General features: G+C 70.4%; 22 protein-coding genes and 1 rRNA gene. 15 read left to right on the forward strand and 8 right to left on the reverse strand.

The features are described from left to right. The first annotated feature begins 152 nt into the window (after positions 1 to 152). From rrf to ACFY12_RS15370, 8 genes are all read left to right on the forward strand, one after another. Positions 153 to 269: ribosomal RNA gene (gene rrf, locus ACFY12_RS15335) — 5S ribosomal RNA — on the forward strand. Between the two features lie 76 nt (positions 270 to 345). Then, a complete protein-coding gene (locus ACFY12_RS15340) occupies positions 346 to 996 on the forward strand; it encodes an HAD family hydrolase (RefSeq protein WP_390716290.1) in 651 nt (216 codons plus the stop codon). 151 nt (positions 997 to 1147) lie between these two features. Next, positions 1148 to 2323, forward strand: a complete 1176-nt coding sequence (locus ACFY12_RS15345) for an acetoin utilization protein AcuC (protein ID WP_390716291.1) — start codon at positions 1148 to 1150, stop codon at positions 2321 to 2323. Positions 2324 to 2887: 564 nt separating this feature from the next. Then, entirely contained in the window at positions 2888 to 3703 is an 816-nt protein-coding gene (locus tag ACFY12_RS15350) for a phosphatase (RefSeq protein ID WP_390716292.1), read from the forward strand. 128 nt (positions 3704 to 3831) lie between these two features. After that, a complete protein-coding gene (locus ACFY12_RS15355; RefSeq protein ID WP_014144137.1) occupies positions 3832 to 4041 on the forward strand; it encodes a helix-turn-helix domain-containing protein in 210 nt (69 codons plus the stop codon). 154 nt (positions 4042 to 4195) lie between these two features. Further along, complete coding sequence (locus ACFY12_RS15360; RefSeq protein ID WP_003948845.1) at positions 4196 to 4294, forward strand: 30S ribosomal protein bS22; 99 nt, start codon at positions 4196 to 4198, stop codon at positions 4292 to 4294. 246 nt (positions 4295 to 4540) lie between these two features. Beyond that, positions 4541 to 5590: an NAD-dependent epimerase/dehydratase family protein gene (locus tag ACFY12_RS15365; protein ID WP_390716293.1), complete on the forward strand. Its 1050-nt coding sequence runs from the start codon at positions 4541 to 4543 to the stop codon at positions 5588 to 5590. Between the two features lie 14 nt (positions 5591 to 5604). Next, positions 5605 to 6597 carry a lysophospholipid acyltransferase family protein gene (locus ACFY12_RS15370; protein ID WP_390716294.1) on the forward strand — a complete coding sequence of 331 codons (993 nt, stop codon included), beginning with the start codon at positions 5605 to 5607 and terminating at the stop codon, positions 6595 to 6597. Positions 6598 to 6732: 135 nt separating this feature from the next. On the opposite strand, the gene ACFY12_RS15375 is transcribed toward ACFY12_RS15370, so the two are convergent. From ACFY12_RS15375 to ACFY12_RS15390, 4 genes are all read right to left on the reverse strand, one after another. Beyond that, on the reverse strand, positions 6733 to 7926 hold the full coding sequence (locus ACFY12_RS15375; RefSeq protein ID WP_390716295.1) for a DUF5667 domain-containing protein: 1194 nt from the start codon (positions 7924 to 7926) through the stop codon (positions 6733 to 6735). A gap of 292 nt (positions 7927 to 8218) precedes the next feature. Continuing rightward, positions 8219 to 9001: an ECF subfamily RNA polymerase sigma factor, BldN family gene (locus tag ACFY12_RS15380; protein WP_390716296.1), complete on the reverse strand. Its 783-nt coding sequence runs from the start codon at positions 8999 to 9001 to the stop codon at positions 8219 to 8221. Between the two features lie 434 nt (positions 9002 to 9435). Beyond that, positions 9436 to 10386 (reverse strand): HAD family hydrolase, encoded by a 951-nt coding sequence (locus ACFY12_RS15385; RefSeq protein ID WP_390716788.1) that lies wholly within the window; start codon positions 10384 to 10386, stop codon positions 9436 to 9438. A gap of 160 nt (positions 10387 to 10546) precedes the next feature. Next, positions 10547 to 10825, reverse strand: a complete 279-nt coding sequence (locus ACFY12_RS15390; RefSeq protein ID WP_390716297.1) for a glutaredoxin family protein — start codon at positions 10823 to 10825, stop codon at positions 10547 to 10549. A 387-nt stretch (positions 10826 to 11212) separates the two neighbouring features. Here ACFY12_RS15390 and ACFY12_RS15395 point away from each other — a divergent pair, with 387 nt between their 5' ends. The 4 genes from ACFY12_RS15395 to ACFY12_RS15410 are packed head-to-tail and all read left to right on the forward strand — an operon-like array spanning position 11213 to position 16099. Beyond that, on the forward strand, positions 11213 to 12031 hold the full coding sequence (locus ACFY12_RS15395) for a redox-sensing transcriptional repressor Rex (RefSeq protein WP_390716298.1): 819 nt from the start codon (positions 11213 to 11215) through the stop codon (positions 12029 to 12031). Continuing rightward, a complete protein-coding gene (locus tag ACFY12_RS15400; RefSeq protein WP_390716299.1) occupies positions 12028 to 13395 on the forward strand; it encodes a glutamyl-tRNA reductase in 1368 nt (455 codons plus the stop codon). Before ACFY12_RS15395 ends, ACFY12_RS15400 begins: the two co-directional genes overlap by 4 nt. Next, positions 13392 to 14441 carry a hydroxymethylbilane synthase gene (gene hemC / locus ACFY12_RS15405; protein ID WP_390716300.1) on the forward strand — a complete coding sequence of 350 codons (1050 nt, stop codon included), beginning with the start codon at positions 13392 to 13394 and terminating at the stop codon, positions 14439 to 14441. The genes ACFY12_RS15400 and hemC overlap by 4 nt, the downstream gene beginning before the upstream one ends. Beyond that, positions 14438 to 16099 carry a uroporphyrinogen-III synthase gene (locus tag ACFY12_RS15410; RefSeq protein ID WP_390716301.1) on the forward strand — a complete coding sequence of 554 codons (1662 nt, stop codon included), beginning with the start codon at positions 14438 to 14440 and terminating at the stop codon, positions 16097 to 16099. Before hemC ends, ACFY12_RS15410 begins: the two co-directional genes overlap by 4 nt. A gap of 176 nt (positions 16100 to 16275) precedes the next feature. On the opposite strand, the gene ACFY12_RS15415 is transcribed toward ACFY12_RS15410, so the two are convergent. Then, entirely contained in the window at positions 16276 to 16839 is a 564-nt protein-coding gene (locus ACFY12_RS15415) for a YbaK/EbsC family protein (RefSeq protein WP_390716789.1), read from the reverse strand. Positions 16840 to 17025: 186 nt separating this feature from the next. Here ACFY12_RS15415 and hemB point away from each other — a divergent pair, with 186 nt between their 5' ends. After that, positions 17026 to 18015 (forward strand): porphobilinogen synthase, encoded by a 990-nt coding sequence (gene hemB / locus ACFY12_RS15420; RefSeq protein ID WP_390716302.1) that lies wholly within the window; start codon positions 17026 to 17028, stop codon positions 18013 to 18015. A 145-nt stretch (positions 18016 to 18160) separates the two neighbouring features. On the opposite strand, the gene argS is transcribed toward hemB, so the two are convergent. Continuing rightward, a complete protein-coding gene (gene argS, locus ACFY12_RS15425) occupies positions 18161 to 19915 on the reverse strand; it encodes an arginine--tRNA ligase (RefSeq protein ID WP_390716303.1) in 1755 nt (584 codons plus the stop codon). A gap of 230 nt (positions 19916 to 20145) precedes the next feature. Here argS and lysS point away from each other — a divergent pair, with 230 nt between their 5' ends. Together lysS and ACFY12_RS15435 are read left to right on the forward strand one after the other, a co-directional pair. After that, positions 20146 to 21900: a lysine--tRNA ligase gene (gene lysS, locus ACFY12_RS15430; RefSeq protein ID WP_390716304.1), complete on the forward strand. Its 1755-nt coding sequence runs from the start codon at positions 20146 to 20148 to the stop codon at positions 21898 to 21900. Positions 21901 to 22018: 118 nt separating this feature from the next. Further along, entirely contained in the window at positions 22019 to 22219 is a 201-nt protein-coding gene (locus ACFY12_RS15435; RefSeq protein WP_390716305.1) for a hypothetical protein, read from the forward strand. Between the two features lie 20 nt (positions 22220 to 22239). Here the strand turns inward: ACFY12_RS15435 and ACFY12_RS15440 are convergent, their stop codons facing one another. Together ACFY12_RS15440 and ACFY12_RS15445 are read right to left on the reverse strand one after the other, a co-directional pair. After that, positions 22240 to 22965 (reverse strand): DUF3558 family protein, encoded by a 726-nt coding sequence (locus ACFY12_RS15440; RefSeq protein ID WP_390716306.1) that lies wholly within the window; start codon positions 22963 to 22965, stop codon positions 22240 to 22242. 189 nt (positions 22966 to 23154) lie between these two features. Further along, the gene (locus ACFY12_RS15445) at positions 23155 to 24213 is read right to left on the reverse strand and encodes a hypothetical protein (protein ID WP_390716307.1); all 1059 of its coding nucleotides are present in this window, start codon (positions 24211 to 24213) and stop codon (positions 23155 to 23157) included. Positions 24214 to 24373 lie beyond the last annotated feature (160 nt).

Below are 24373 nucleotides of genomic sequence, written 5' to 3' on the forward strand. Positions count from 1 at the left end.
GGTTGATAGGCCAGATATGGAAGCATCGTAAGGTGTGGAGTTGACTGGTACTAATAGGCCGAGGGCTTGTCCTCAGTTGCTCGCGTCCACTGTGTAGGTTCTGAAGTAACGACCGTTGAGCCGTGTGTTCCGGTTGGTTAACTTCATAGTGTTTCGGTGGTTATTGCGTTAGGGAAACGCCCGGTTACATTCCGAACCCGGAAGCTAAGCCTTTCAGCGCCGATGGTACTGCAGGGGGGACCCTGTGGGAGAGTAGGACGCCGCCGAACAATTTTTAGAAAAAGCCTCGTTCCCCGAGTTTCGACTCGGGGAACGAGGCTTTTTTGCGTTGTGTAGGGTCGCGGCATGCGATACGACCTGATCATCTTTGACAACGACGGGGTGCTCGTCGACAGCGAGCGCATCTCCAATACCATCCTGGCGCGCTATCTCACGGAGCTCGGGTACCCCACGTCGTACGAGGACTCGATACGCGACTACATGGGGTCGGCGATGCACCGTATCCATGACCTCGTCCTGCAACGCACGGGCCGGCGCCTGCCGGAGGACTTCGACGAGACTTTCCACGGCCGGGTGTTCGCAGCGTTCGAGCGCGAACTGCAGCCGGTCCCAGGGGCGATGGAGCTGATCGAGAAGCTGGCGGCGGACGGCATTGCGTATTGTGTCGGATCCTCCGGGAGCCATGAGCGGATCAGGGTGGGGCACCGGAAGACGGGCCTGGACCGGTGGTTCGCCGCGGGGCGGGTATTCAGCTCGCAGGATGTGGGGCGCGGGAAGCCGGCGCCTGATCTCTTTCTCCACGCGGCACGGGAGATGGACGTGGCGCCGGAACGGTGCGCGGTGATCGAGGACAGTCCACTGGGGGTGCAGGCGGCGGTGGCCGCTGGGATGGACGTGTACGGGTTTACAGCGATGACACCGCGGGAGAAGTTGGCGGAGGCCGGGGCGACAGCGCTGTTCGGCCATATGACGGAGTTGCCGGAGCTGTTGCGGTAAGGCGAGAACCTCGGGGCCGCGTGCAAGAGAGAGGTCCGGTGGCGGGTGCCTGCCGTAGAGGGGGCGCGGTGACGGAGTGGTGCGCGTACGCGAACTCAGGCTCGTGTATTCCCGCTCGTTCGGGGACCGGAGTCCCTATACGGTGACGGGCATGAGCGGCCGCGCACAGCTGATGTGGGATGAGGCAGTAACGGGGTACGACTTCGGGGCCGGGCATCCGATGGATCCGGTCCGGCTCGCGCTGACCATGCGTCTGGTGGAGGCGTTCGAACTCGACCGGGGGCCGCTGAAGGTCGCCGCGGCCAAGCCGGCCGGAGACTCGACACTGCGGCTGGTGCATCGTCAGGACTACATCGAGGCGGTCCGGCAGGCCTCCGCCGACCCCGCGTCCGCGGATATGACGTATGGGCTGGGGACGGCGGACGATCCGGCGTTCGTGGGGATGCACGAGGCGGCTGCGCTGATCGCCGGGCAGTCGGTCGGTGCGGCGGAGGCGGTGTGGCGCGGTGGGGTGACGCATGCGGTGAACTTCAGCGGTGGGCTGCACCATGCGATGCCCGGTGGCGCGTCCGGCTTCTGTATCTACAACGATGCCGCACTGGCGATCGCCCGGTTGCTGGAGCTGGGCGCCGAGCGGGTCGCGTATGTGGATGTGGATGTGCACCACGGCGACGGGGTGCAGGCGGCGTTCTGGGAGGACCGCCGGGTCCTGACGATTTCGCTGCACGAGCATCCGCGGACGCTCTTCCCGCAGACCGGGTGGCCGGAGGAGACCGGTGGGGAGGGGGCGGTGGGCACCGCAGTGAATGTGGCGCTGCCGGCCGGGACCGGGGACGAGGGCTGGTTGCGGGCGTTCCACGCGGTGGTGCCGGAGTTGCTGGAAGCTTTCCGGCCACAGGTGATCGTCAGTCAGCATGGCGCGGACACCCACTTCGAGGATCCGTTGGCGCACCTCGCGGTCAGTCTGGATGCGCAGCGTACGGTGGCCGAGACCTGCCATTCGCTGGCGCATGCGTTCGCCGAGGGGCGGTGGGTGGCGCTCGGCGGCGGAGGCTATGCGGTGGTGGACGTGGTGCCGAGGAGCTGGACGCATCTGGCGGCGATCGCGGCGGGACGGCCGATCGACCCGAGCACGATGGTGCCGGAGTCCTGGCGGCGGGAAGTGTTCCGCCGGACGCGTCAGCCGGCACCGCAGCGGATGACGGACGGGTGCACACCGCGGTGGCGGGACTTCGTCGACGACGGCTATGACCCGGCCGACCGCCTGGACCAGGCGGTGCTGGTCACCCGCCGGGCGGTGTTTCCGGCGCATGGTCTGATGCCGTAGGGCCGGGCCCCTAGGGGACGGTCGAACAGATCCCCTAGGGGGAGCGAGGGCCCCCTGCGGGGCCACAACAGGGGGAGGGCGGGGGGTATTCCCGCAGGTCTCCTGGGTGGGTGTGTCGAGACGTGATCCTCGCCGTGATGGGGATGCGCGCTGGGGAGGAGACGTCCTCGGACTGGAAGCCCCGGCATCCTGGGCTGCGGGCTGCGGGCTGCGGGCTGCGGGCTGCGGGCTGCGGGCTGCGGGCTGCGGGCTGCGGGCTGCGGGCTTGTGCCCTGTGGGCTTGTGCCCTGTGGCTGTGGGCTTGTGGGCTGTGGGTTGGCGGGGTGTAAGGCGCTGGTCGCAGGGTGCGCTGGTCATGGGGCAGGGGCCCGGGGGTGGGTTTCGCAGGGGTGGGCCACGCGGGCCGTGGGGTGATGGGTGGGCATGGGCTGGGGCATGGGGCATTTGGCATTGGGCATGGGGCTCTGGTTTCGGGTGTGGGTGGGGGGAAGGGTGCGCCACGGATGTGTGACTACGCGTAGGTTGGGGCGCGCGTGGGGATGTGAACGGGGCAGCATGGGGGGTGTGTTGGGCACCGGGGAGCTGCGGGCGCATCTGATCCAGGAGCGGCTCGCGGGGGCGATCGCGACTACGCGGGAGAAGAGCCTGGGGCGTTACCGGCTCTTCGCGGCGCGCGATCCACGGGTGTTGATGGGGCTGGATCCCGAACGGGACTGGCCGCTGGGGGAAGTACTGCGGCTGATGGGACAGAAGTGCGGCGTTTCGGACGATCCCGCGCACACTTCAGGCCTGGATGTGATTGATCCGGAGCGTACGATCGCGGCGCTTGACCGGTTCGCGGTGCGTATCGGTGTGGCGGCCGAGCGGCGGACGCCGGTGCTGCTCGGTACCGGCCATCCGCACCGGCTGCTGGACTTCTACGCCGCACTCGCAGACGCTCTCTCGGCGGCGGGCTGCCCCGTCCTCACCCCGGCGTATGGCGTCCGTGTCGACATAGCGACCCAGTTCGGCGTACGTACCCGGTTCCTCGACTACGTACGGGGAGTCGCGCTGATGCGAGAAACCGGCGTGCGGGGCGCGTCCGGAGTGGGGGGCGTACACACCCATTCTCCGCTTCCCGTGCGGACCGCTCTCGGGGCCGCGGCGGACGTCCGTGGGCCGCTGCCGGGGCTGGTGATCGGGGACCACGGCTGGGTCTGCGGAGCAGGTCAGCTGGGTATCGAGGGGATCGGGCTGGCTGATACGGACGACCCGGCGCTGTTCGTCGGACAGGCCGAGGGCCGGGTGTCCGAGGTGGTGCCGCTCGACGACTCCGCGCGGGCGGCGTCCTACCGGCCGCTGGCCCGTTATGTGATTAATCGCGCGTGTCTGTCCGGGTAAGCGGCTGTTCGCTGCTCCTCTTCCCCACTCGCATCACGCGCCCCTAATCTGGGGAGTGAGCGCATGGCGACGAAGAGTCACCGGAGGGGAAGCCGGTGTCCGTCTGATGCGGAAGGTGCAGGTGTGGCATGGCTGCAGACCAGAGGCCTCTGAACGAGGTCGTGTTCCTGACAGTGGCGGAAGTCGCCACGGTGATGCGAGTGTCCAAGATGACCGTGTACCGCTTGGTGCACAGCGGTCATCTGCCCGCGATTCGCGTGGGGAGGTCTTTCCGGGTTCCGGAGCAGGCGGTCCACGACTATCTCCGTGAGTCCTATGTGGGGGTGGAATCAGCCTGAGTGTCAGCCTGAGCGTCAGCCTGTGGTCGGCCTGACGGGTCCTTTCGCGACCTCGGATTACGCCGTTCGCCCGGCGCCGGGTAGGCTGACCCGCTGTAGGTAGTGTGGGCTCGGACGCCCCGCACCGAGTAATCGAAGTGAGCGAGGGTTAGTCGTGGGCTCTGTTATCAAGAAGCGGCGCAAGCGGATGGCCAAGAAGAAGCACCGCAAGCTGCTCAAGCGCACCCGTGTCCAGCGTCGTAACAAGAAGTAAGCACTGAAGCAGCGACGCTGATCGCGATTTTGCAGCCCCCCATCGCCATGGTGCGATCGGGGGCTGCGGCGCGTTGTGGGCCGTATGGACGGTGGTCGGGCGGAAATATGGCCGGGGGCATCCTGTGGTCATCACCCGGCAACACCGACCCGATAGCGTGGCGTGCACAGCTGGGCCAGGGCGTGTCTCCCCGATGGCGTCGGGACAGGTCCCGGGAAAAGTCGCGGCGGGAAGGTAGGGCTGATCTTGGGCAAGGTCGTGCTCGTCACGGGAGTCGCACGGCAGCTGGGCGGGCGGCTGGTGCGCCGGATCCAGCGCGATCCCGATGTCGACCGGGTGATCGGGGTGGACGCCGTGCCGCCGGAGCACCATCTGGGCGGCGCGGAATTCCTCAGAGCCGACATCCGGCATCCGGCGATCGCCAGAGTCCTGGCCGAGACGGGCGTCGACACCGTCATCCACATGGACATCAACGGCACGCCGCTGGGCAAGCGCGGCGGCCGTGCCTGGGTGAAGGAAACCAACGTCATCGGGACGATGCAGCTGCTGGGCGCCTGCCAGAAGGCCCCCCATGTGCAGCGCGTGGTGATCAAGTCCAGCACCAGCGTCTATGGCTCCGCGCCCCGCGACCCCGCCGTCTTCACCGAGACCACCACGCCGAAGTCGCTGCCCAGCGGTGGCTTCGCCAAGGACATCGTCGAGGTCGAGGGGTACGTACGCGGCTTCGCCCGGCGCCGGCCCGATGTGGCGGTGTGCGTCCTGCGGTTCGCCAACATCCTGGGACCGTGCGCGGACTCCCCGCTCGCGGAGTACTTCTCGCTGCCCGTGCTGCCCACCGTCCTCGGCTACGACCCGCGGTTGCAGTTCGTCCATGAGGACGACGCCATCGACGTCCTGCGGATCGCCGCCGCCGTGCCGCGCCGCGGCACCCTCAACAGCGGCACGTTCAACATCGCCGGTGACGGCGTCCTGCTGCTGTCGCAGACCTCCCGGCGGCTGGGGCGGCCCACGCTGCCGCTGTTCCTGCCGACGGTGACCTGGGCCGGTACGGCGCTGCGGTCCGTCGGCATCACGGACTTCTCGCCGGAACAGATCCGGCTGCTCACGCACGGCAGGGTGGTCGAGACGACACAGATGCGCGAGACACTGGGGTTCCACCCGAAGTACACGACGGCGGAGACCTTCGCGGAATTCGCCCGCAGCCGCGGACCCGGGCTGCTGCCGCCCGCGTCCCTCGCCCGTACCCTCGACCGGCTCGCCGGTGTGCTGCCCGCACGCGGCGCCCTGACCCAGTGAGGAGTTCACCCACGATGGCGGATGCCAAGGTCATTCCCTTCGGCGAGGAGCCCCGGGCGCGCAGGAAGGCCAGGCGGGCCGGGCGCGCGGGAGGCGGTACGGCGCTGGCGCCCGTACCGGAGGCACGGACCGAGCACCCCCCGGCAGCCCCTCCGCCGCCGGCCCCGCGGTCCCTGGACGAGCGGATCGCCGGCGGGCTGGCCTTTCTGCGGCGGCGGATCACCGGCGACTACGAGGTCGACGACTTCGGCTACGACGAGGAGCTCACCGACCAGGTCCTGATGTCGCTGCTGCGGCCGTTGTACGAGAAGTACTTCCGGGTCGAGGTCAAGGGCATCGAGAACATCCCCGCGGACGGCGGGGCGCTGATCGTCGCCAACCACTCCGGGACGCTGCCGTGGGACGGCCTGATGCTTCAGGTCGCGGTGCACGACAACCATCCGGCACAGCGCCATCTGCGGCTGCTGGCGGCCGATTTGGTGTTCGTCCTGCCGGTGATAAACGAGCTGGCGCGCAAGGCCGGGCACACTCTCGCCTGTGCGGAGGACGCCCAGCGGCTGCTGGAGCGCGGGGAGATCGTCGGGGTGATGCCGGAGGGCTTCAAGGGCATCGGCAAGCCCTTCTCGGACCGCTACAAGCTCCAGCGCTTCGGGCGGGGCGGCTTTGTGTCGACGGCGCTGAAGGCCGGGGTGCCGATCGTGCCCTGCTCGATCGTGGGCGCGGAGGAGATCTACCCGATGGTCGGGAACGCCAAGACGGTGGCGCGGGTGCTGGGGCTTCCGTACTTCCCGGTCACCCCGACGTTCCCGTGGCTGGGGCTGCTGGGTGTGGTGCCGCTGCCGACGAAGTGGACGATCCAGTTCGGCGAGCCGATTCCGACGGACGGCTATCCGATGGAGGCGGCGGACGATCCGATGCTGATGTTCAACCTGACCGACCAGGTCCGGGAAACGATTCAGCACACGCTGTACAAGCTGCTCGTGCAGCGGCGGTCGGTGTTCTTCTGACTCGGCCGGTGTTCTTCTGACCTGGCACCGTCTTGGGTGGGACTGCTGCGTTCCTCAAGGCACGACCTCAAGGCGCCGCCCCTCCGGGGACTGTTCCCGGAGGGGCGGCTTTTCGGGGCGCTTTATCGGTGGGCGCTACTTAGGGGCGTCCTCGCCGTTGATGCCCAGCCCCGGGAGCAGCCCCGGGATCAGCGGCGGGAGGGTGACCTCGGGCCGGACGGCGTCCCGGCCGTGGCCGCCCTTGTGCGGGGCGGGGCTGCCGGACCTGGACGGCGTGTCGAGCAGACCACCCGTGCCGCCGCCGAGCAGACCACCGTCCTGGGACGGCGAGGCCGAGGGGTGGGGCGCGTGTGCGCCACCGGGGTGCTTGCCGGAAGCGGGGTGGCTGCCGGACGGTGCCGGGCGGCCGTGGGAGCCGGTTCCGGTGCCCGCGGAGGCCGAGGTGTCGCCGGACCGGTGCTTCTCGCCCGGGGCCGACGGAAGCACCTGGCGGAGCGGATCGACCTCTTTGTCCATGTCGTCGAAGACCGAAGTGACCTGGTTGCCGACGTCCGCGAGCTGCACCGGGAGCTTGTCGCGCAGCTGCGACCAGGTGCGGCGGTGGGAGTTGGTGAAGGAGTGCAGCGCCTGGATGGGGCCGAGCGAACCGTCCCGCCGGTACGCCTTGTGCAGGAGGCGGTGGCCCTCGCCCGCGTTCCGGGTGACGTCGTCGAGCGCCTTGCGGATCCGGCCGAGCGCCTCGTGGTCGCGCCGGGGGCTGTCCATCAGGCGGTGGGCCTCCTGCATCCGCGTGGAGGCCTGGTCGAGGAGGAGCCGGCCGCGCTCGGTGTCGTCGTCGCCGGCCAGGTCGAGCATGAAGTCCTCCATGCCCCGTTTGAGGCCGTAGAGGGAGTCCCCGGGGAGCGCGTCGGAGCTGGCCGCGGCGACACCGGTGAAGGCGCCGGCGGCGACGCCGACCGTCAGCCCGCCCGCGGCGAGCCCCTTGGAGAGGCGGGAGCGCGGCCGCAGACGGCCCAGCGATGCCGTGGCGCGGTGTGCGCCCTTGCGTGTGCGCTGCTCGGGCACCCCGGCGCCGTCGGAAGCGCCTTCGGCGAAGGCGGATTCCATCGCGGCGAGGAGCTGGGCGCGCTGGACAGTCTTGACCTCGGCTGCCATCTCCGGCCTCGGGAGCCTCCCGAGGCCGTCGGCGACCGCCAACAGCCGTGCTTCGCCCGGCGCCTGCGCCGGATTGTCGACCTGGTCCTCGGCCGCCGCGCCCTCGAGGACCTGCTCCTCCAGGGCCTGGGCGAAGGCGTTGGCCCGCCGGTGCACAGAGACATTTGTGATCACGGGCGGCACCTCCTCTCGTCATCCCGCTCGGCTCCCCGGACTGGCATTGACTATCCAGACGGGCCGGACGCTGCACGCCGGTCGTACGCAACCACTCGATCGAGTGAGTGGCGGCGGGCCCGGCGTGACCGCATGGAGCCTGCATTCCGCACAACGAGCGGCGCGGCACTCGGGTTACGCACTCACGATGATCTGACCGATCGGGCATGGCCGGTCACCGGGCGTGAGGGCGGCGCGGCGTGCGGCACGGCCGGAGAAGGCGGCGTACGGGGGCGGGGCGGGCGGGGCCGGGTCAGCGGGCGTCTTCGGGCAGGAGGCGCGCCAGGGTGCGGACGGCGCGGTACTGGAGGGTCTTGATCGCGCCCTCGTTCTTGCCCATGACGCGGGCGGTCTCGGCGACCGAGAGGCCCTGCAGAAAGCGCAGCGTGACGCATTCCTGCTGTTGGGGGTTGAGCTTGCGTACCGCCTCCAACAGGGCGGCATTGGAGAGGGATTCGAGGACCGAGTCCTCGGGGCTGCGCTCGACCTCGTTGGCGTCGAGCATTTCTCCGGTGGTGACTTCCAGGCGGAAGCGCGAGGACTTGAAGTGATCGGCGACGAGGTTACGGGCGATGGTCACCAGCCAGGCACCGAAGTCACGGCCCTGCCAGGTGAAGGTGCCGATGCGGCGCAGGGCGCGCAGGAAGGTCTCGCTGGTGAGGTCCTCGGCCGTGGCGCGGCCGCCCACGCGGTAGTAGATGTAGCGGTAAACCGTGTCGGCGTACTGGTCGTAGAGGCGGCCGAACGCCTCGGCCTCCCCGGCCTGGGCGCGTTCGACGAGGTCCATCATGCGCCGGCTGTCGCTGTCGGCGGGGCGCCGGGCGGTGGTCGTGCCGCCGGAACGGCGGGCCCGGCCGGTGGCCTTGCCGACTGTGGCGCTCCCGTCGGCCAGGGCGTAGCAGGTTCCGGCGGCGGGGCCGGATGAGGCGAGTGCGGGGACGGCGTACGCGGTGGGGACGAAACTGCGCAGGTGGTCGACGAGTGTCGTACGCAGCGTAGCCAGGCCCGAGGCGTCAACCCCGACGTGTGGGTACACGGGACTCCCAGAGGCAGAGCTTCCATCACGTGCAGTGCGGGACCGTTCACTCGTCGTAGGGACGTGTGGGTTCCGGATTGCGTCTGAGGAGAATAACGCTTCGTATAGGCAGCGCTACACCCAGTTGCTCAAATCACCGATTACTTACGGTCCGTGCCAGGTTGGTGGCAGATCAAGTATCGAATGCTGAGCAACAATTGACCGGAAGGCGACGCAATCTGCCTGGTTGGAGGGCGTGTTGTGGCTGACCGTCAGCAATGGGACTGACGGGGCGGCGGGGTGGGTAGAGAGTGCGGATGGCTCGTCGCGCCGTCCGGTGATCAGTCCTGGTCACGGGCGCCGGTCGGCCGCCCCGGTCAGGGCACGGCTCGGCCGGTGGACCGGAGGCGGACCGGAGGTGGACCGGTGCGCCGGGGATCCGTCGGCGGCGTGGGTCAGCGGCGGCGGCGCTGCAGGGCGACCGCGGCCGCGGCGCCGCCGGCGAGGGCGCCCACCCCGGCCGCCGCCGGGATGCCGATCCTGACCGCCTTGCGGCCGGTGCGGTAGTCGCGCAGCCGCCAGCCGTGCTCCCGGGCGTGCTTGCGCAGCCGGCCGTCGGGGTTGATGGCGTACGGGTGCCCGACGAGCGAGAGCATCGGGATGTCGTTCGCCGAATCGCTGTACGCGGCGCAGTGCGAGAGGTCCAGGCCCTCGGCCGCCGCCAGCGCGCGGACCGCCTCGGCCTTGGCGGGGCCGTGCAGCGGCTCGCCCACCAGCTTGCCCGTGTAGACGCCTCCGACGGACTCCGCGACGGTGCCCAGCGCACCGGTCAGGCCGAGCCTGCGGGCGATGATCGTCGCGGTCTCCACGGGGGCCGCGGTCACCAGCCAGACCTTCTGGCCGGCGTCGAGGTGGGCCTGGGCGAGCGCACGGGTGCCGGGCCAGATGCGCTCGGCCATGTACTCGTCGTAGATCTCCTCGCCGATGGACATCAGCTCCGAGACCCGGTGGCCCTGGACGATGGACAGGGCGCTGTTGCGGGCGTCCGCCACGTGCTCGGGGTTCTCCGAGCCCACCACCCGGAAATAGATCTGCTGCCAGATGAAGCGGGCCAGTTCGCGCTTGTGGAAGAAGTGGCGCTTGTACAGGCCGCGGCCGAAGTGGAACAGGGACGCGCCCTGCATGACCGTGTTGTCGAGGTCGAAGAAGGCGGCGGCGGTGGTGTCCCCGGCGACCGGGAACTCGGGCTCGGCCGGGGGCTGCTCGGCGGGCCGGGCCGCCTCGGCCTCCTGCGAGGACTTGCGGGCGGCCTCGGCCGCGGCCTCCCCGGCCAGCACGCTGCGGGCGGTGGCGGGGCGTCGGCGGCGGGGGAGCCGGCCCAGGTCGAAGAGTGCCACGGAGGGCATCCATCCGGATCGGCGAGCAGGCGACATGACGCTAGCGTAGCCAGTTTGTTCGGTGCTTCCGGTTACGGGCGCGTGTCATGCGGGCCTGGAGCCGCGGACGGTTGTATTACGGCCACCTCTTCGGGCCGCCGGCCTGCGGGCAGGCACCCGGTGCCAGGCGTCAGGCACCCAGTGCCCGGCGGAGCCGCTGGGGGTCGACGCGCCAGAAGTCGTGCTGGGCGCCGTCGATCAGGACGACCGGAATCTGCTCCCAGTACTTGCGGTGCAGCTCGGCGTCCTCGGTGATGTCCTTCTTCTCCCAGGACGCGCCCGTTTCGGCGCACACCTTCTCGATCACGGCCTGGGCGTCGTCGCACAGGTGGCAGCCCGGCTTGCCGATGAGGGTGACCGTCCGGTCGGCGGGCCGGGTGCGGGGGCTGCGGCTGAACAGGGGGGCCATGGCGTCCATTGTGCCCGGTCGCGGCGGGGCTCCGTGGGGCTGCCGGGGCTGCTGGGGCGGGATTCGGCGGGGCGAGGGTGGCTTGCCGTCGACGGGCGATTGATGGGCGATGTGTGGATTTCCGGGGCATATGTGGGGTGTATTGGTGAGGGGTGAGGGTCTGTGTCCCCGTCGATGTCGCCGTGTTTCGCCAGTGGCGTGAGTGAACGGTGTGATGTGGGAGTTGGTTCCATCGGGGCCCGTAAAGGCCGCGTGAGCCCCATCACTTTGGCCGGACAAACCGGACACCATCTTTGTGCACGCGTTCACAAAGACATAGCCTGCAGTGGACAGGGCGGTCGGGTTCCAGACGGACGCCCGCAGCCCCGCTCTACCCGCAGGAGCACCGTGGCAACTGGCCGAACACACCGACCGGCGACCCGAAGCCGAGGGATTCCCGAGGCCACCGTCGCCCGGCTTCCGCTGTATCTGCGCGCGCTGACCGCGCTCTCCGAGCGTTCGGTCCCCACGGTCTCCTCCGAGGAGCTCGCCGCCGCGGCGGGGGTCAACTCCGCCAAGCTGCGCAAGGACTTCTCCTACCTCGGCTCCTACGGGACCCGCGGCGTCGGCTACGACGTGGAGTACCTCGTCTACCAGATCTCCCGCGAGCTGGGCCTGACCCAGGACTGGCCGGTCGTCATCGTCGGTATCGGCAACCTCGGCGCCGCGCTCGCCAACTACGGCGGCTTCGCCTCCCGCGGGTTCCGGGTCGCCGCCCTGATCGACGCCGACCCGGCCATGGCCGGCAAGCCGGTCGCCGGTATCGCCGTCCAGCACACCGACGAGCTGGAAGACATCATCCAGGGCAACGGCGTCTCGATCGGCGTCATCGCCACGCCCGCCGGTGCCGCCCAGCAGGTCTGCGACCGCCTGGTCGCCGCCGGTGTCACCTCGATCCTCAACTTCGCGCCGACCGTACTGACCGTCCCCGACGGGGTGGACGTACGGAAGGTCGACCTGTCGATAGAGCTGCAGATCCTCGCCTTCCACGAGCAGCGCAAGGCCGGCGAGGAGACCACGCCCGGGGCCGGCACTCCGGCCGCCGCGGCCGACCGGGCCGCCGCCGTCGCCGCGGCCGAATCCGCCGCCCTCACCGGCGAGTCCGCCGCCATCACGGGCGACCGCAAGGGACCTGACGGGGATGTGCCCGCCGTGATGCCGGCATGAGCCTTCTTGTTGTCGGACTGAGCCATCGCAGCGCGCCGGTGAGCGTGCTGGAGCGGGCCGCGCTCGCCCCCGAGGTGCGCGGCAAGCTGCTGCGGGACGCGGTGTCGGCCACGCCGGTCACCGAGTCCGCGGTGCTCTCCACCTGCAACCGCATCGAGCTCTACGCCGACGTGGACAAGTTCCACGCCGGTGTCGCCGAGCTGTCCACCCTGCTGGCCCGGCACAGCGGCGTCGGCCTGGAGGAGCTCACGCCCTACCTCTACGTCCACTACGAGGACCGCGCCGTCCACCACCTCTTCTCGGTGGCCTGCGGACTGGACTCGATGGTCGTCGGCGAGGGCCAGATCCTCGGCCAGATCAAGGACGCGCTGGCCGTCGCCCAGGAAGTGCACACCGCGGGCCGGCTGCTGAACGACCTGTTCCAGCAGGCCCTCCGGGTCGGCAAGCGCGCCCACAGCGAGACCGGCATCGACAAGGCCGGCCAGTCGCTGGTCACCTTCGGCCTGGAGCAGCTCGCGGGCGGCCAGGACGTGGCGGCCTGGGCACACGGCAAGCGGGCGCTGGTCATCGGTGCCGGCTCGATGTCGTCGCTGTCCGCCACCACCCTCGTACGCAACGGCATCGGCGAGCTGGCGGTCGCCAACCGCACCGTCGAGCGGGCCGAGCGGCTCACCGCACTGCTCACCGAGCCGGGCGGGCCCGGTGCCGCCAACGGATTGCGCGCCCGCGCCGCCGCCATGAGCTGTATCGAGCACGAGCTGGCGGTCGCCGACATCGTGATCTCCTGCACGGGGGCGACCGGCCTGGTCCTCGGCGCCGACCTGGTCGCGGCCGCGCTCACCGGCCGTACCGGGCCCATGGCGCTGCTCGACCTCGCCATGCCCCGCGACATCGACGCCGCGGTCCACCGGATCGAGGGCGCGCACCTCGTCGACATCGAGTCGCTCGCCGACGCTTCGGCCGACGCTCCGATGGCGGCCGACGTGGACAAGGTGCGCGGCATCGTCTCCGACGAGGTCGCCGCGTTCGGCGCCGCCCAGCGCGCCGCGCACATCACCCCGACCGTGGTCGCCCTGCGCACCATGGCCGCGGACGTCGTCGCCGGCGAGATCGCCCGGCTCGACGGCCGCCTCCCCGACCTGGACGACAAGCAGCGCGCCGAGATCACCCAGACCGTGCGCCGCGTCGTCGACAAACTCCTGCACGCCCCCACCGTGCGGGTCAAGCAGCTCGCCGGCGAGCCCGGCGGTGCCGGCTACGCGGACGCGCTGCGGGAACTCTTCGACCTCGACCCCCAGACGGTCGCCGCCGTCAGCCGTGCCGACACGCCCGGCGGCAGTCACGAAGCACGGGAGCGGTCATGAACGACAGCACCACCAGAGCCACCCGGGCCATGCCCGGAGCCACCACCGCACCCTTGCGGCTCGGCACCCGGCGCAGCGCGCTCGCCATGGCCCAGTCCGGGCAGGTCGCCGACGCGGTCCGCCGGCTGACCGGCCGTCCCGTCGAGCTGGTGGAGATCACCACGTACGGTGACACCTCCCGCGAGCACCTCGCGCAGATCGGCGGCACCGGCGTCTTCGTCTCCGCGCTGCGCGACGCGCTGCTCGCCGGGGACATCGACTTCGCCGTCCACTCCCTCAAGGACCTGCCCACCGCGCAGCCCGAGGACCTCGCCCTGGCCGCGATCCCCGTACGGGAGGACCCCCGTGACGCGCTGATCGCCCGGGACGGGCTCACCTTCGCGCAGCTGCCCGACGGCGCCCGGGTGGGCACCGGCTCCCCCAGGAGGATGGCGCAGCTGAACGCCTGGGCCCGGTCCCTGGGCCGGCGGATCGAGTGCGTCCCGATACGCGGGAACATCGACACCCGCATCGGCTTCGTCGCGAAGGGTGAACTGGACGCGGTGGTGCTGGCCGCCGCCGGACTCACCCGGATCGGCCGTATCGACGAGGCGACCGAACTGCTGTCGCCCGACGTGGTTTTGCCCGCCCCCGGCCAGGGGGCACTGGCGATCGAGTGCGCTGCCGCGAACGCAGACCTCGCCGCCACGCTCGCCGAGCTCGACGACCCGGACACCCGGGCCGCCGTGACCGCCGAGCGTTCCCTGCTCGCCGCCCTGGAGGCCGGCTGCTCCGCACCCGTGGGAGCACTGGCCGACCTTTCCCCAAGCTCTCGACTTCGCTCGAGCAGGGGAGGCCCCAAGGCCGGCGAACAGGCTGTCACCGAATTGCACCTGCGTGGCGTCGTCGGCACGACCGACGGCAGCACGCTGGTGCAGCTGTCCACCACCGGGCACGTACCCGCCTCTCCCGACGATGTGTCGGTCCCGCAGCAGCTGGGCCGGGAACTCGCCGCCGAGATGCTCGCAAAGGGTGCGGCCGGTCTTATGGGGGAGCGAGCACTTTGAACCCCACCGCCCCGAACCACTCCGCCTCCGGCCAGGTCACCTTCCTCGGTGCCGGGCCGGGAGACCCGGGCCTGCTGACGTTGCGTGCCGTGGAGGCGCTGGCCTCCGCGGACGTACTGATCGCCGACCCGCAGGTGCTGGACGTCGTGCGTGTGCACGCACGCGCACAGGTGGACACACCGCTGCAGGCGTCGGCTGACGAGGCGTCAATCCCCGTCTCCCCGGACGGCGTTTCCCCGCTCCGGGACACCGCCAATCTTGTCATGGCGGGTGCCCGCGCGGGCAAGCGGGTCGTCCGCGCCGTCGCCGGGGACCCCGGCCTGGACGGCAACGTCGCCGAGGAGATGCTGGCCTGCGCGGCCGAAGGCATCGTCTTCGAGGTGGTCCCCGGTATCGCGGCCGCCGTCGGCGTGCCCGCCTACGCCGGCGTCCCGCTGCGCGACGCACAGGGCACCGACGTCCGCTTCGTCGACGCCCGCGGCGCCGACGACCGCTGCTGGGCCGAACTGGGCAGCAGCGACGCCACCGCCGTGGTCTCCACCACCCTCGACGCGGTGGCCGCGGCCGCCGGTGAGCTGGTCTCCGCCGGCCGCAAGCCCGACACCCCGCTCACCGTCACCGTCGCCGGCACCACCACTCGCCAGCGCACCTGGACCGCCACTCTCGGCTCCGTCGCCCAGGTGCTCAAGGCCGCCAAGGTGCTGCCCTCGCCGGACGGCGGCCAGCCGGTCATAGCCGTGGTCGGTGAGCGCGGCGCCGCCGAGCAGCGCGACCGCCTGTCGTGGTTCGAGTCCAAGCCGCTGTTCGGCTGGAAGGTCCTCGTACCGCGCACGAAGGAGCAGGCCAAGTCGCTCTCCGACCAGCTGGAGTCCTACGGCGCGGTGCCGCACGAGGTGCCGACCATCGCCGTCGAACCGCCGCGCACCCCGCAGCAGATGGAGCGCGCCGTCAAGGGCCTGGTCACCGGCCGCTACGAGTGGATCGCCTTCACGTCGGTCAACGCCGTCAAGGCCGTCCGCGAGAAGTTCGAGGAGTACGGCCTCGACGCCCGCGCCTTCGCCGGCATCAAGGTCGCGGCCGTCGGCGAGCAGACCGCCAAGGCCCTGATCGCCTTCGGCGTCAAGCCCGACCTGGTCCCGAGCGGCGAGCAGTCCGCGGCCGGCCTCCTGGAGGACTGGCCGCCGTACGACCCGGTCTTCGACCCCATCGACCGGGTCTTCCTCCCGCGCGCCGACATCGCCACCGAGACCCTGGTGGCGGGCCTGATCGAGCTCGGCTGGGAGGTCGACGACGTCACCGCCTACCGCACCGTGCGCGCCTCGCCCCCGCCGGCCGAGACCCGCGAGGCGATCAAGGGCGGCGGCTTCGACGCGGTCCTGTTCACCTCGTCCTCGACGGTCCGGAACCTGGTCGGCATCGCCGGCAAGCCGCACAACGTCACCGTGATCGCCTGTATCGGCCCGGCCACCGCCAAGACCGCCGAGGAACACGGGCTGCGCGTGGACGTCATGTCCCCCGAGCCCTCGGTGCACAAGCTGGCCGAGGCGCTCGCGGACTTCGGCGCGAAGCGCCGGGACACCGCGCTGGAGGCGGGCGACCCGGTGACCCGCCCGAGCGAACGGCGCCCGGGCGCACGCCGGCGGCGGGCCACCCCGTAACCGCTGCTCGGAAGGCTCGGAAGGCCCAGAAGGCTCAGAAGGGGTGTCCCGGTGCTCGGGGCGCCCCTTCCGCGTGTGGTCCTGGTCCCCGTCGCCCTTGTGCGCGTGGTCCCGGCTGCGCAACGCTCCCCAGTTCCCGTCCGTACGCCCGTACTTCCCTTCCCTTTCCCACAGCCTCAGCCGGCCAGCCCGGGAACGACCTCGGCGTGGGGCAGCCGGGCCAGGAATCGGCCCGGAAGGATCACCTTGCCCCGGCGCCGGCCGCTTCCGACGAGCACATGCGGGGCCGCGGCCACGGCCTCGTCGACCAGGACGGGCCAGTGGCCCGGCAGCCCCAGCGGGGAGATCCCGCCGTACTCCATCGACGTCTCGGCGACGGCGGTGTCCATGGGGGCGAAGGAGGCCTTACGGGCGCCGAGGTGCTTGCGGACCGTCTTGTTGACGTCGACCCGGGTGGTCGCCAGCGCCACACACGCGGCGAAGGTCACCTCCTGGCCACGCTTGGCGGCGATCACCACACAGTTCGCGGAGGCGTCCAGCGGTACGTCATAGGCCGCGCAGAACACGGCGGTATCGGCCTTCTCCGGATCGGTGTCGACGACCAGCACCGACTCCACCGGCTCGGCCCCTTCCCACGCCCGGAGGGCCTCGGCCGTGGAGGCCGCCAGCAACTCCGGGCGGTCAACGGCCGGCCAGGCCTCGTCGAAGCGGCCGAAGGGTGCGGTGACGGGAGAGTTGATCACCGGTGCATCGTAATCACCGGCGCCCGCGCGGCGATGCGCACCGCCTGCGCCACCGCTCCCTATGCGCCATCTTTCTGCGCCCAGGAGTCGGCGCCCAGGAGTCGGCGCCCAGGAGTTGGGCTGCCGCGACTGTCGACGCGGCGTCGGCAAAGGCAGGGCCGGGGCGGGCGTAGCGTGGACGGTATGACGAAGTACGGATCCTTTCCCGGGGCACGGCCGCGGCGGCTGCGCACCATGCCCGCCATGCGGCGGATGGTGGCCGAGCACCGTCTCCACCCCGCCGACCTGATCCTCCCCGCGTTCGTACGGGAGGGCATCGGCGAGCCGGTGCCGCTCGGCGCCATGCCGGGCGTCGTCCAGCACACCCGCGACACGCTGCGGAAGGCCGCGGCGGAGGCGGTTGCGGCGGGCGTCGCCGGGATCATGCTCTTCGGCGTCCCGGAGGACGCGAAGAAGGACGCGGCGGGCACCGCCGGCACGGACCCGGACGGCATCCTCCAGCAGGCCATCCGGGATGTGAAGGCCGAGGTCGGCGACGATCTCGTCGTCATGTCGGACCTGTGCCTGGACGAGTACACCGATCACGGCCACTGCGGTGTGCTCGATGCCGACGGACGGGTGGACAACGACGCGACGCTGGAGCGGTACGCGGAGATGGCGCAGGTCCAGGCCGACGCGGGCGTCCACGTCGTCGGGCCCAGCGGCATGATGGACGGTCAGGTGGGCGTCATCCGGGACGCGTTGGACCAGACCGGCCATGAGGATGTCTCGATCCTGGCGTACACGGCGAAGTATTCGTCGGCGTTCTACGGCCCGTTCCGGGAGGCGGTCGGCTCGTCGCTGAAGGGCGACCGCAAGACGTACCAGCAGGACCCGGGCAATGTACGGGAATCCCTGCGGGAGTTGGCCCTCGACCTGGAGGAGGGCGCCGACATGGTGATGGTCAAGCCGGCGCTGCCCTACCTGGACGTCCTGGCGAAGATCGCGGCCGAGGTGGACGTGCCCGTCGCCGCGTACCAGATCTCCGGTGAGTACGCGATGATCGAGGCCGCGGCGGAGAAGGGCTGGATCGACCGCGACAAGGCGATCCTGGAGACGCTGACCGGCATCAAGCGGGCCGGCGCGAACATGATCCTGACGTACTGGGCGACGGAAGTGGCCCGTCAGCTCTGAGCCCAGCCCGTCGGCTCTGAGGGCTCTGAGCCCACCCCGTCGGCTCTGAGCTGGTGTGCCTCTACCGTGCACGGACAAAGCCGGTCCGCTCAAAGGGAGTTGAGCGGACCGGCTTCCCGTTGCCGGTCCCGTGAACGCCTGTCGCCTACAGGCGCTCGGGCGTCCTGATGCCCAGGAGGGCCATGCCCTGGTGGAGCGTCCTGGCCGTCAGGTCGCACAGGAAGAGGCGGTTCTCCACCTGCTCCGCCGTGTCGGCCTTCAGGACCGGGCACTTGTCGTAGAACGACGTGTACAGCGACGCCAGCTGGTACAGGTACGCGGCCAGCTTGTGCGGCGCGTACTCCGCCGCCGCCTCGAAGACCGTGTCGCCGAACGCGTCCAGGTGCAGGCCCAGCGCCCGCTCCACCGGGGCGAGTCCGAGCTCCGGGTGCGCGGCCGGCCGGGTGTCACCGGCCTTGCGCAGGATCGACTGGATACGCGCGTACGCGTACTGGAGGTAGACGGACGTGTCGCCGTTGAGCGAGACCATCTGGTCCAGGTCGAACTTGTAGTCCCGGTTCGGCGACGTCGAAAGGTCCGCGTACTTCACCGCGCCGATGCCGACCTGCGCGGCCCGCTCCTGGATCTCGTCCTCGGTGAGGTCCTGCGCCTTCTCGCGCACCACCTCGGCGGCCCGCTGCACCGCCTCGTCGAGGAGGTCCTCCAGCCGGACCGTCTCGCCCGCACGCGTCTTGAACGGCTTGCCGTCCGCGCCGAGCACCGTGCCGTAGCCCATGTTGTGGGCGGTGACGTCGTCGCTCAGCCAGCCCGCCCGGCGGGCCGCCTCGAAGACCATCCGGAAGTGCAGCGACTGCCGTACGTCCACGACGTACAGGAGCGTCGTCGCGTGCAGGCCGAGGACGCGGTTGCGGATCGCGGAGAGGTCGGAGGCCGCGTAGCCGAAGCCGCCGTCCGCCTTCTGCACGATGAGCGGCACCGGCTGGTCGTCCTTGCCGCGGATCTCGTCGAAGAAGACGACGAGCGCGCCCTCGGAGCGCACGGCGACACCGGACTCCTCCAGGAGCCGCGCCGTCTCCGCCATCATGTCGTTGTACGCGGACTCGCCGACGATCTCGTCGTCGCGGATCTCCATGTCCAGCTTCTCGAAGACCGAGTAGAAGTAGACCTTCGACTCGTCCACGAACCGCTGCCACAGGTCGAGGGTCTCCTGGTCGCCGGACTGGAGGGCGACGACCCGCTTCCGGGCCCGCTCCTTGAACGCCTCGTCGGAGTCGAAGACCGCGCGCGACGCCTTGTAGACCCGGTTCAGGTTGCTCATCGCCTGCTCGCCGTCGACGTCGGCCGCCGGGGCCAGCTCGCCGGGGTTCTCGATCAGGTACTGGATGAGCATGCCGAACTGGGTGCCCCAGTCGCCGATGTGGTGCCGGCCGATGGTCTTCTCGCCGGTGAAGTCGAGCATGCCGCGCAGCGCGTCGCCGATGACCGCCGAGCGCAGGTGGCCGACGTGCATCTCCTTCGCCACGTTCGGCTGGGCGTAGTCGATGACGGTGAGGCCCGGCTTCTCCTTCAGCGGCACGCCGAGCCGGTCGTCGGCGGCGCGCGCGGCGAGCGTCTCGGTGATCGCCCGGTCGGTGACCGTGATGTTCAGGAAGCCGGGTCCGGAGACCTCGACATCCGCGAGGAGACCACCATGCGTGATCTTCTCCACGGCCTGGGTGGCCAGCTCCCGCGGATTGCCCTTGAGCTTCTTCGCCAGCGCCAGCATGCCGTTGGCCTGGAAGTCGGCCCGGTCGCTGCGTCGCAGCAGCGGGTCGGCGGCACCGGCCTCCGGCAGGGCTGCCGAGAGGGCGTCCGCGACACGCTGGTTGACGGAGGCTGCGAGGGAAGGGACCGAGGCCATGAAGCTGCACTCTCTTCTGCGAGGAGGTGTCGTGGGAGCGGATCGGAGTGGAATCGGAGTCGAGTCGGAGTCGAATCGGAGTGGACAGGGTTTGCCAATGAGTATCCCACGCCCTTACCACTGATTATTCGTATGGCGGGTGTCTGGGAGAATGGCCTCGTCAGGCTTTTGCGCGTCATCGGGCGCAAGAGGGCGCAGCCGGAAAGCACCAGGAAGAGGAAGGGCCGATCGTGGCTCAGCAGAGCACCGAGACCGACTGGGTCTCCAGGTACGCGGACGAGGTCATTGCCGAGGCGGAGCGTCGCGCCTCCGGCAAAGTGACATCAGGTGCTTCCGCATCGGTGATCGTCTGCGCCTCGGGCCTCAGCCCCTCCGGCCCCATCCACCTCGGCAACCTCCGCGAGGTCATGACCCCGCACCTGGTCGCCGACGAGATCCGCCGCCGCGGCCACCAGGTCCGTCACCTGATCTCCTGGGACGACTACGACCGCTACCGCAAGGTCCCGGCCGGCGTCGAGGGGGTCGACGAGTCCTGGGCCGAGCACATCGGCAAGCCGCTGACCTCCGTACCGGCGCCCGCCGGCTCGGCGTACCCGAACTGGGCCGAGCACTTCAAGGCCGCCATGACCGAGGCCCTGGCCGAGCTGGGCGTGGAGTTCGACGGCATCAGCCAGACCGAGCAGTACACCTCCGGCGCCTACCGCGAGCAGATCCTGCACGCGATGCGGAACCGCGCGAAGATCGACGCGATCCTCGACCAGTACCGTACGAAGAAGGCTCCGGCGAAGAAGTCCCAGAAGCCGGTCGACGAGGCCGAGCTGGAGGCCGCCGAGGGTTCCGGCGCGGCCACCGAGGACGACGGCAGCGGCGGCTCGGCCGGCTACTTCCCGTACAAGCCGTACTGCGGCCGGTGCGAGAAGGACCTGACGACGGTGAACTCGTACGACGACGAGAGCACCGAGCTGTCCTACACCTGCACGGCCTGCGGTTTCGCCGAGACGGTCCGGCTGAGCGAGTTCAACCGCGGCAAGCTGGTGTGGAAGGTGGACTGGCCCATGCGCTGGGCCCGCGAGGGCGTGGTCTTCGAGCCGTCCGGCGTCGACCACTCCTCGCCCGGCTCGTCGTTCCAGGTCGGCGGCCAGATCGTCGGCATCTTCGGCGGTGAGCGGCCGATCGGCCCGATGTACGCCTTCGTCGGCATCAGCGGGATGGCCAAGATGTCGTCCTCCAAGGGCGGGGTGCCCACCCCGGCCGACGCCCTGGAGATCATGGAGCCGCAGCTGCTGCGCTGGCTGTACGCGCGCCGCCGCCCCAACCAGGCCTTCAAGATCGCCTTCGACCAGGAGATCCAGCGGCTCTACGACGAGTGGGACAAGCTCGCCGGGAAGGTCGCCGACGGCTCGGTGCTGCCCGCGGACGCCGCGGCCTACGCCCGGGCGATCGGTACCGCGGCCGGTGAACTGCCGCGTACGCCCCGCCCGTTGCCGTACCGCACGCTCGCCTCGGTCGCTGACATCACCGCCGGACACGCGGACCAGGCGCTGCGGATCCTCTCCGACCTCGACCCGGCCGCCCCGCTCACCTCGCTCGACGAGGCCCGGCCCCGGCTCGACAAGGCCGAGGCGTGGATCAACAAGCACGTCCCCGCCGAACAGCGCACCGTCGTACGCGACGAGCCGGACACCGAGCTGCTGAAGTCCCTCGACGACCAGGCCCGCGACTCGATCCGGCTCCTCCTGGAGGGACTCGACTCGCACTGGTCGCTGGACGGGCTGACCCACCTGGTCTACGGCGTGCCGAAGGTCCAGGCCGGCTTCTCCGCCGACGCGACGCCGAAGGAGCTGCCGCCGGAGATCAAGGTGGCGCAGCGGACGTTCTTCGCGCTGCTGTACCACCTGCTGGTGGGGCGGGACACCGGCCCGCGGCTGCCCACGCTGCTGCTGGCCGTGGGCGCCGACCGGGTGCGCACGCTGCTGGGTGCCTGACGACTGAGGACCGACCGCTGAGTCGGAGATGTCGATGAGGCGTCTACGACTCAGGGGCGAGTACGGGTTCGGCCCCGGGGAGGAGGTTCCCCGGGGCCGAACCCGTCACGCTGGAGCCATGAGGGGAATCATCGGCGTCATCTTCATGATCCAGGGCGTCTTGGGCATCATCGGCACGTTCACCGACGGTACGTGGGGCCTGCTCGCCCACTGGTTCGACCTGCCCTGGTACGCCTACGCCGGTCTCTTCGCGGCCGGCGCGGCCCTTGCCCTGTGGGGCGAGAGGGACAAGAAGCGCCACGAGCAGGCGGGGGCATAGGCCCGGGGGCTGGGGGCTCGTCAGGGCTTCGCCTTGGCGGTGGTGGCGACGGCCTCCTTGGCGGCGGCCTGGGCGGCCTTCAGCAGGTCCTCGCCCTTCGGGGTGTCCGCGCCGGCCAGGCCCGCGCCGTTGTAGTTGATCGTGATGACGACATTCGACAGGCGGGTGATGACCGTCGTGTTCCGGTAGTCGTTGCCGTCCTTCTTCGCGTCGTACGTGATCGCGGTCGCCTCGTCGCCGGTGCCGGAGGTCGTGGCCGCCTTCAGCTTCTCGGCGCCCGGAGTGGCCTTCGCGGCGGCGATCTGCTTGGCGTAGTAGTTCGTGGCGCGCTTGTCGGCGGAGCCGATGCCGGGGTCCGAGTCGTAGCGCTGGAGAGCGACGCCCAGCCAGCGGAACTGGGTGCCGTCGACGCCCTGTTCGTCGGAGCTGTTCCACGAGCAGGTGCCGTGCGAGGCGCTGTCCGAGGACCGGCCCCGCTCCCCGGCCGCGTCCTTCACCTTGGGCACCAGCTGCTTGAGGGCGTCCTTGGAGAACACCTCGCAGGGGTTCGGCAGCTGCTTGAACTTCGCGGGCGCGACGGTCGGCGACGGGCTGGCCGCGCGGCTGGGGGCGGAGGACGCGGAGGACGCGGAGGCGGAAGCGTCACCGGAGCTGTCGCTGTCCGAGCCGGAGCAGCCGGCGACAAGCAGCGCCGGTACTGCTGCGCAGGTGAGGAGGCTGGCGAGGCGCTTGGCTGAACGGTGCATGATTCCTTCGCTGTTCGTCGTCGTCGGGGCGAACGTTGCCTGTTGCCCCCCTGGTGGGGCACTGGGGCCCTTCTGACGGCACGGTACGCGGCGCAGCGGGGTGGGTGACCGTTTCGTGTCGGTGAGCACGACAAACAGAGTCGACATTCAGGACTTGCCGATCAAGCATGACAAGTCGCCCAATCCGGACTATTCGCTGAGCCGGTCCGTCAGCTCGCCGGCCAACGCACGCGCCTTGTCCTGCAGTTCCTGGCTGTCCGGCAGCATCGACGTGTCCGTCGACCACTGGTCGTAGGTGAGCGTCACGATCACATTGGACGTGCGGAAGACCACAGTGATGTCGCGGTGGACGCCGGAGTCCGCCGTGACCAATTTGTCATCGAGGAACGCCGCGTCGCCGAGGTCGTCCAGGACGCGGGGGGCGGTCGATGCGCTGGGGCCGGCGGAGGGGCCGGAGCCCTTGGAGGGGGTTGCCGAGGCGCTCGTTCCGGACTTGCCGCCGTCCTGGCCCGCGGTGCCGGACTTGTCTCCGTCCTTACCTGCGGTGCCGGACTTGTCTCCCTCGTCCGCCTTTCCGCCGTCTCCGTCCGTGGAGGGCTTGGCGTCTGCCCCGGGTGTTCCGTCCGTGGCGGGCTTTTCGCCCTTGTCGACGGAGCCGCCCTGGGGAGCCGTGCCCTGCGTGGCGCCCGAATCGGCGTCCTTGCCCTTCTCCGTCTCCTTCTCCTCCGCCGTGGCGGGGGGAGTCGTGGAGGTCGCGGGGGAGGCGGAGCCGGTGCCGGTGCCGCCGGCCGGTATCTTCGCGGCCAGTTCCTTGCCGTCGTAGATCTTCTGCGCCTTGTCGTCGTCGCTGACCTTGGGGTCGTACGAGACCACGCGCTGGATGTCGAGGGTCAGGTGACGGGTGCCCGCGCTGGTCTCGCGGGTCCAGTGGCAGCCGACGCGGCGGTCCGTGTCATAGGTGATCTCGGCCTTGCCGTCGTAGACCTTCTCCGCGTCCGCGCCCTGGGGCTGCGGGTCGTCGCCGGGCAGCATGCCCCGGAGGGTGCCGCGGGAGGGCAGTCCGCAGGGTTCCGGAAGGGTCTGGTAGCGGCCCGGTTCGGCGGCCTGGCTCGCCGTGGTGGTGCCGCCGCCCTTCGCGTCGGGGCCGGCGCTGTCGTCGCTGGAGCCGCTGGTGCAGCCGGTGAGAGCGGCGGCCAGTGCCGCGGTGGCCACCAGTGCGGCACCGGGTACGAACGACCTCCGTGGCATCGCTCGCGGCTCCTTCCCTGCGAAATGCGCTTGCCGCCGGGCGACGGCCGATGGACACAATGTGTACCGCACGTCTTGCCGCGCACGCCGGTCCGGCGTCCAAGATCGGATGACTTGTCCGGTTTTTGCTTTATTCAGGTTTTCGGGGGAATGGGGAAGT

Origin of the sequence: Streptomyces sp. NPDC001339, assembly GCF_042895955.1 — a bacterium.
Taxonomy (GTDB): Bacteria; Actinomycetota; Actinomycetes; order Streptomycetales; family Streptomycetaceae; genus Streptomyces.

Coding starts and splice junctions, on each gene's coding strand:
- ACFY12_RS15340 (WP_390716290.1), top strand. CDS start 346: ATGCGATACGACCTGATCATCTTTGACAACGACGGGGTGCTCGTCGAC.
- ACFY12_RS15345 (WP_390716291.1), top strand. CDS start 1,148: ATGAGCGGCCGCGCACAGCTGATGTGGGATGAGGCAGTAACGGGGTAC.
- ACFY12_RS15355 (WP_014144137.1), top strand. CDS start 3,832: ATGGCTGCAGACCAGAGGCCTCTGAACGAGGTCGTGTTCCTGACAGTG.
- ACFY12_RS15370 (WP_390716294.1), top strand. CDS start 5,605: ATGGCGGATGCCAAGGTCATTCCCTTCGGCGAGGAGCCCCGGGCGCGC.
- ACFY12_RS15385 (WP_390716788.1), bottom strand. CDS start 10,386: ATGCCCTCCGTGGCACTCTTCGACCTGGGCCGGCTCCCCCGCCGCCGA.
- ACFY12_RS15390 (WP_390716297.1), bottom strand. CDS start 10,825: ATGGCCCCCCTGTTCAGCCGCAGCCCCCGCACCCGGCCCGCCGACCGG.
- ACFY12_RS15400 (WP_390716299.1), top strand. CDS start 12,028: ATGAGCCTTCTTGTTGTCGGACTGAGCCATCGCAGCGCGCCGGTGAGC.
- hemC (WP_390716300.1), top strand. CDS start 13,392: ATGAACGACAGCACCACCAGAGCCACCCGGGCCATGCCCGGAGCCACC.
- hemB (WP_390716302.1), top strand. CDS start 17,026: ATGACGAAGTACGGATCCTTTCCCGGGGCACGGCCGCGGCGGCTGCGC.
- argS (WP_390716303.1), bottom strand. CDS start 19,915: ATGGCCTCGGTCCCTTCCCTCGCAGCCTCCGTCAACCAGCGTGTCGCG.
- ACFY12_RS15435 (WP_390716305.1), top strand. CDS start 22,019: ATGAGGGGAATCATCGGCGTCATCTTCATGATCCAGGGCGTCTTGGGC.
- ACFY12_RS15440 (WP_390716306.1), bottom strand. CDS start 22,965: ATGCACCGTTCAGCCAAGCGCCTCGCCAGCCTCCTCACCTGCGCAGCA.
- ACFY12_RS15445 (WP_390716307.1), bottom strand. CDS start 24,213: ATGCCACGGAGGTCGTTCGTACCCGGTGCCGCACTGGTGGCCACCGCG.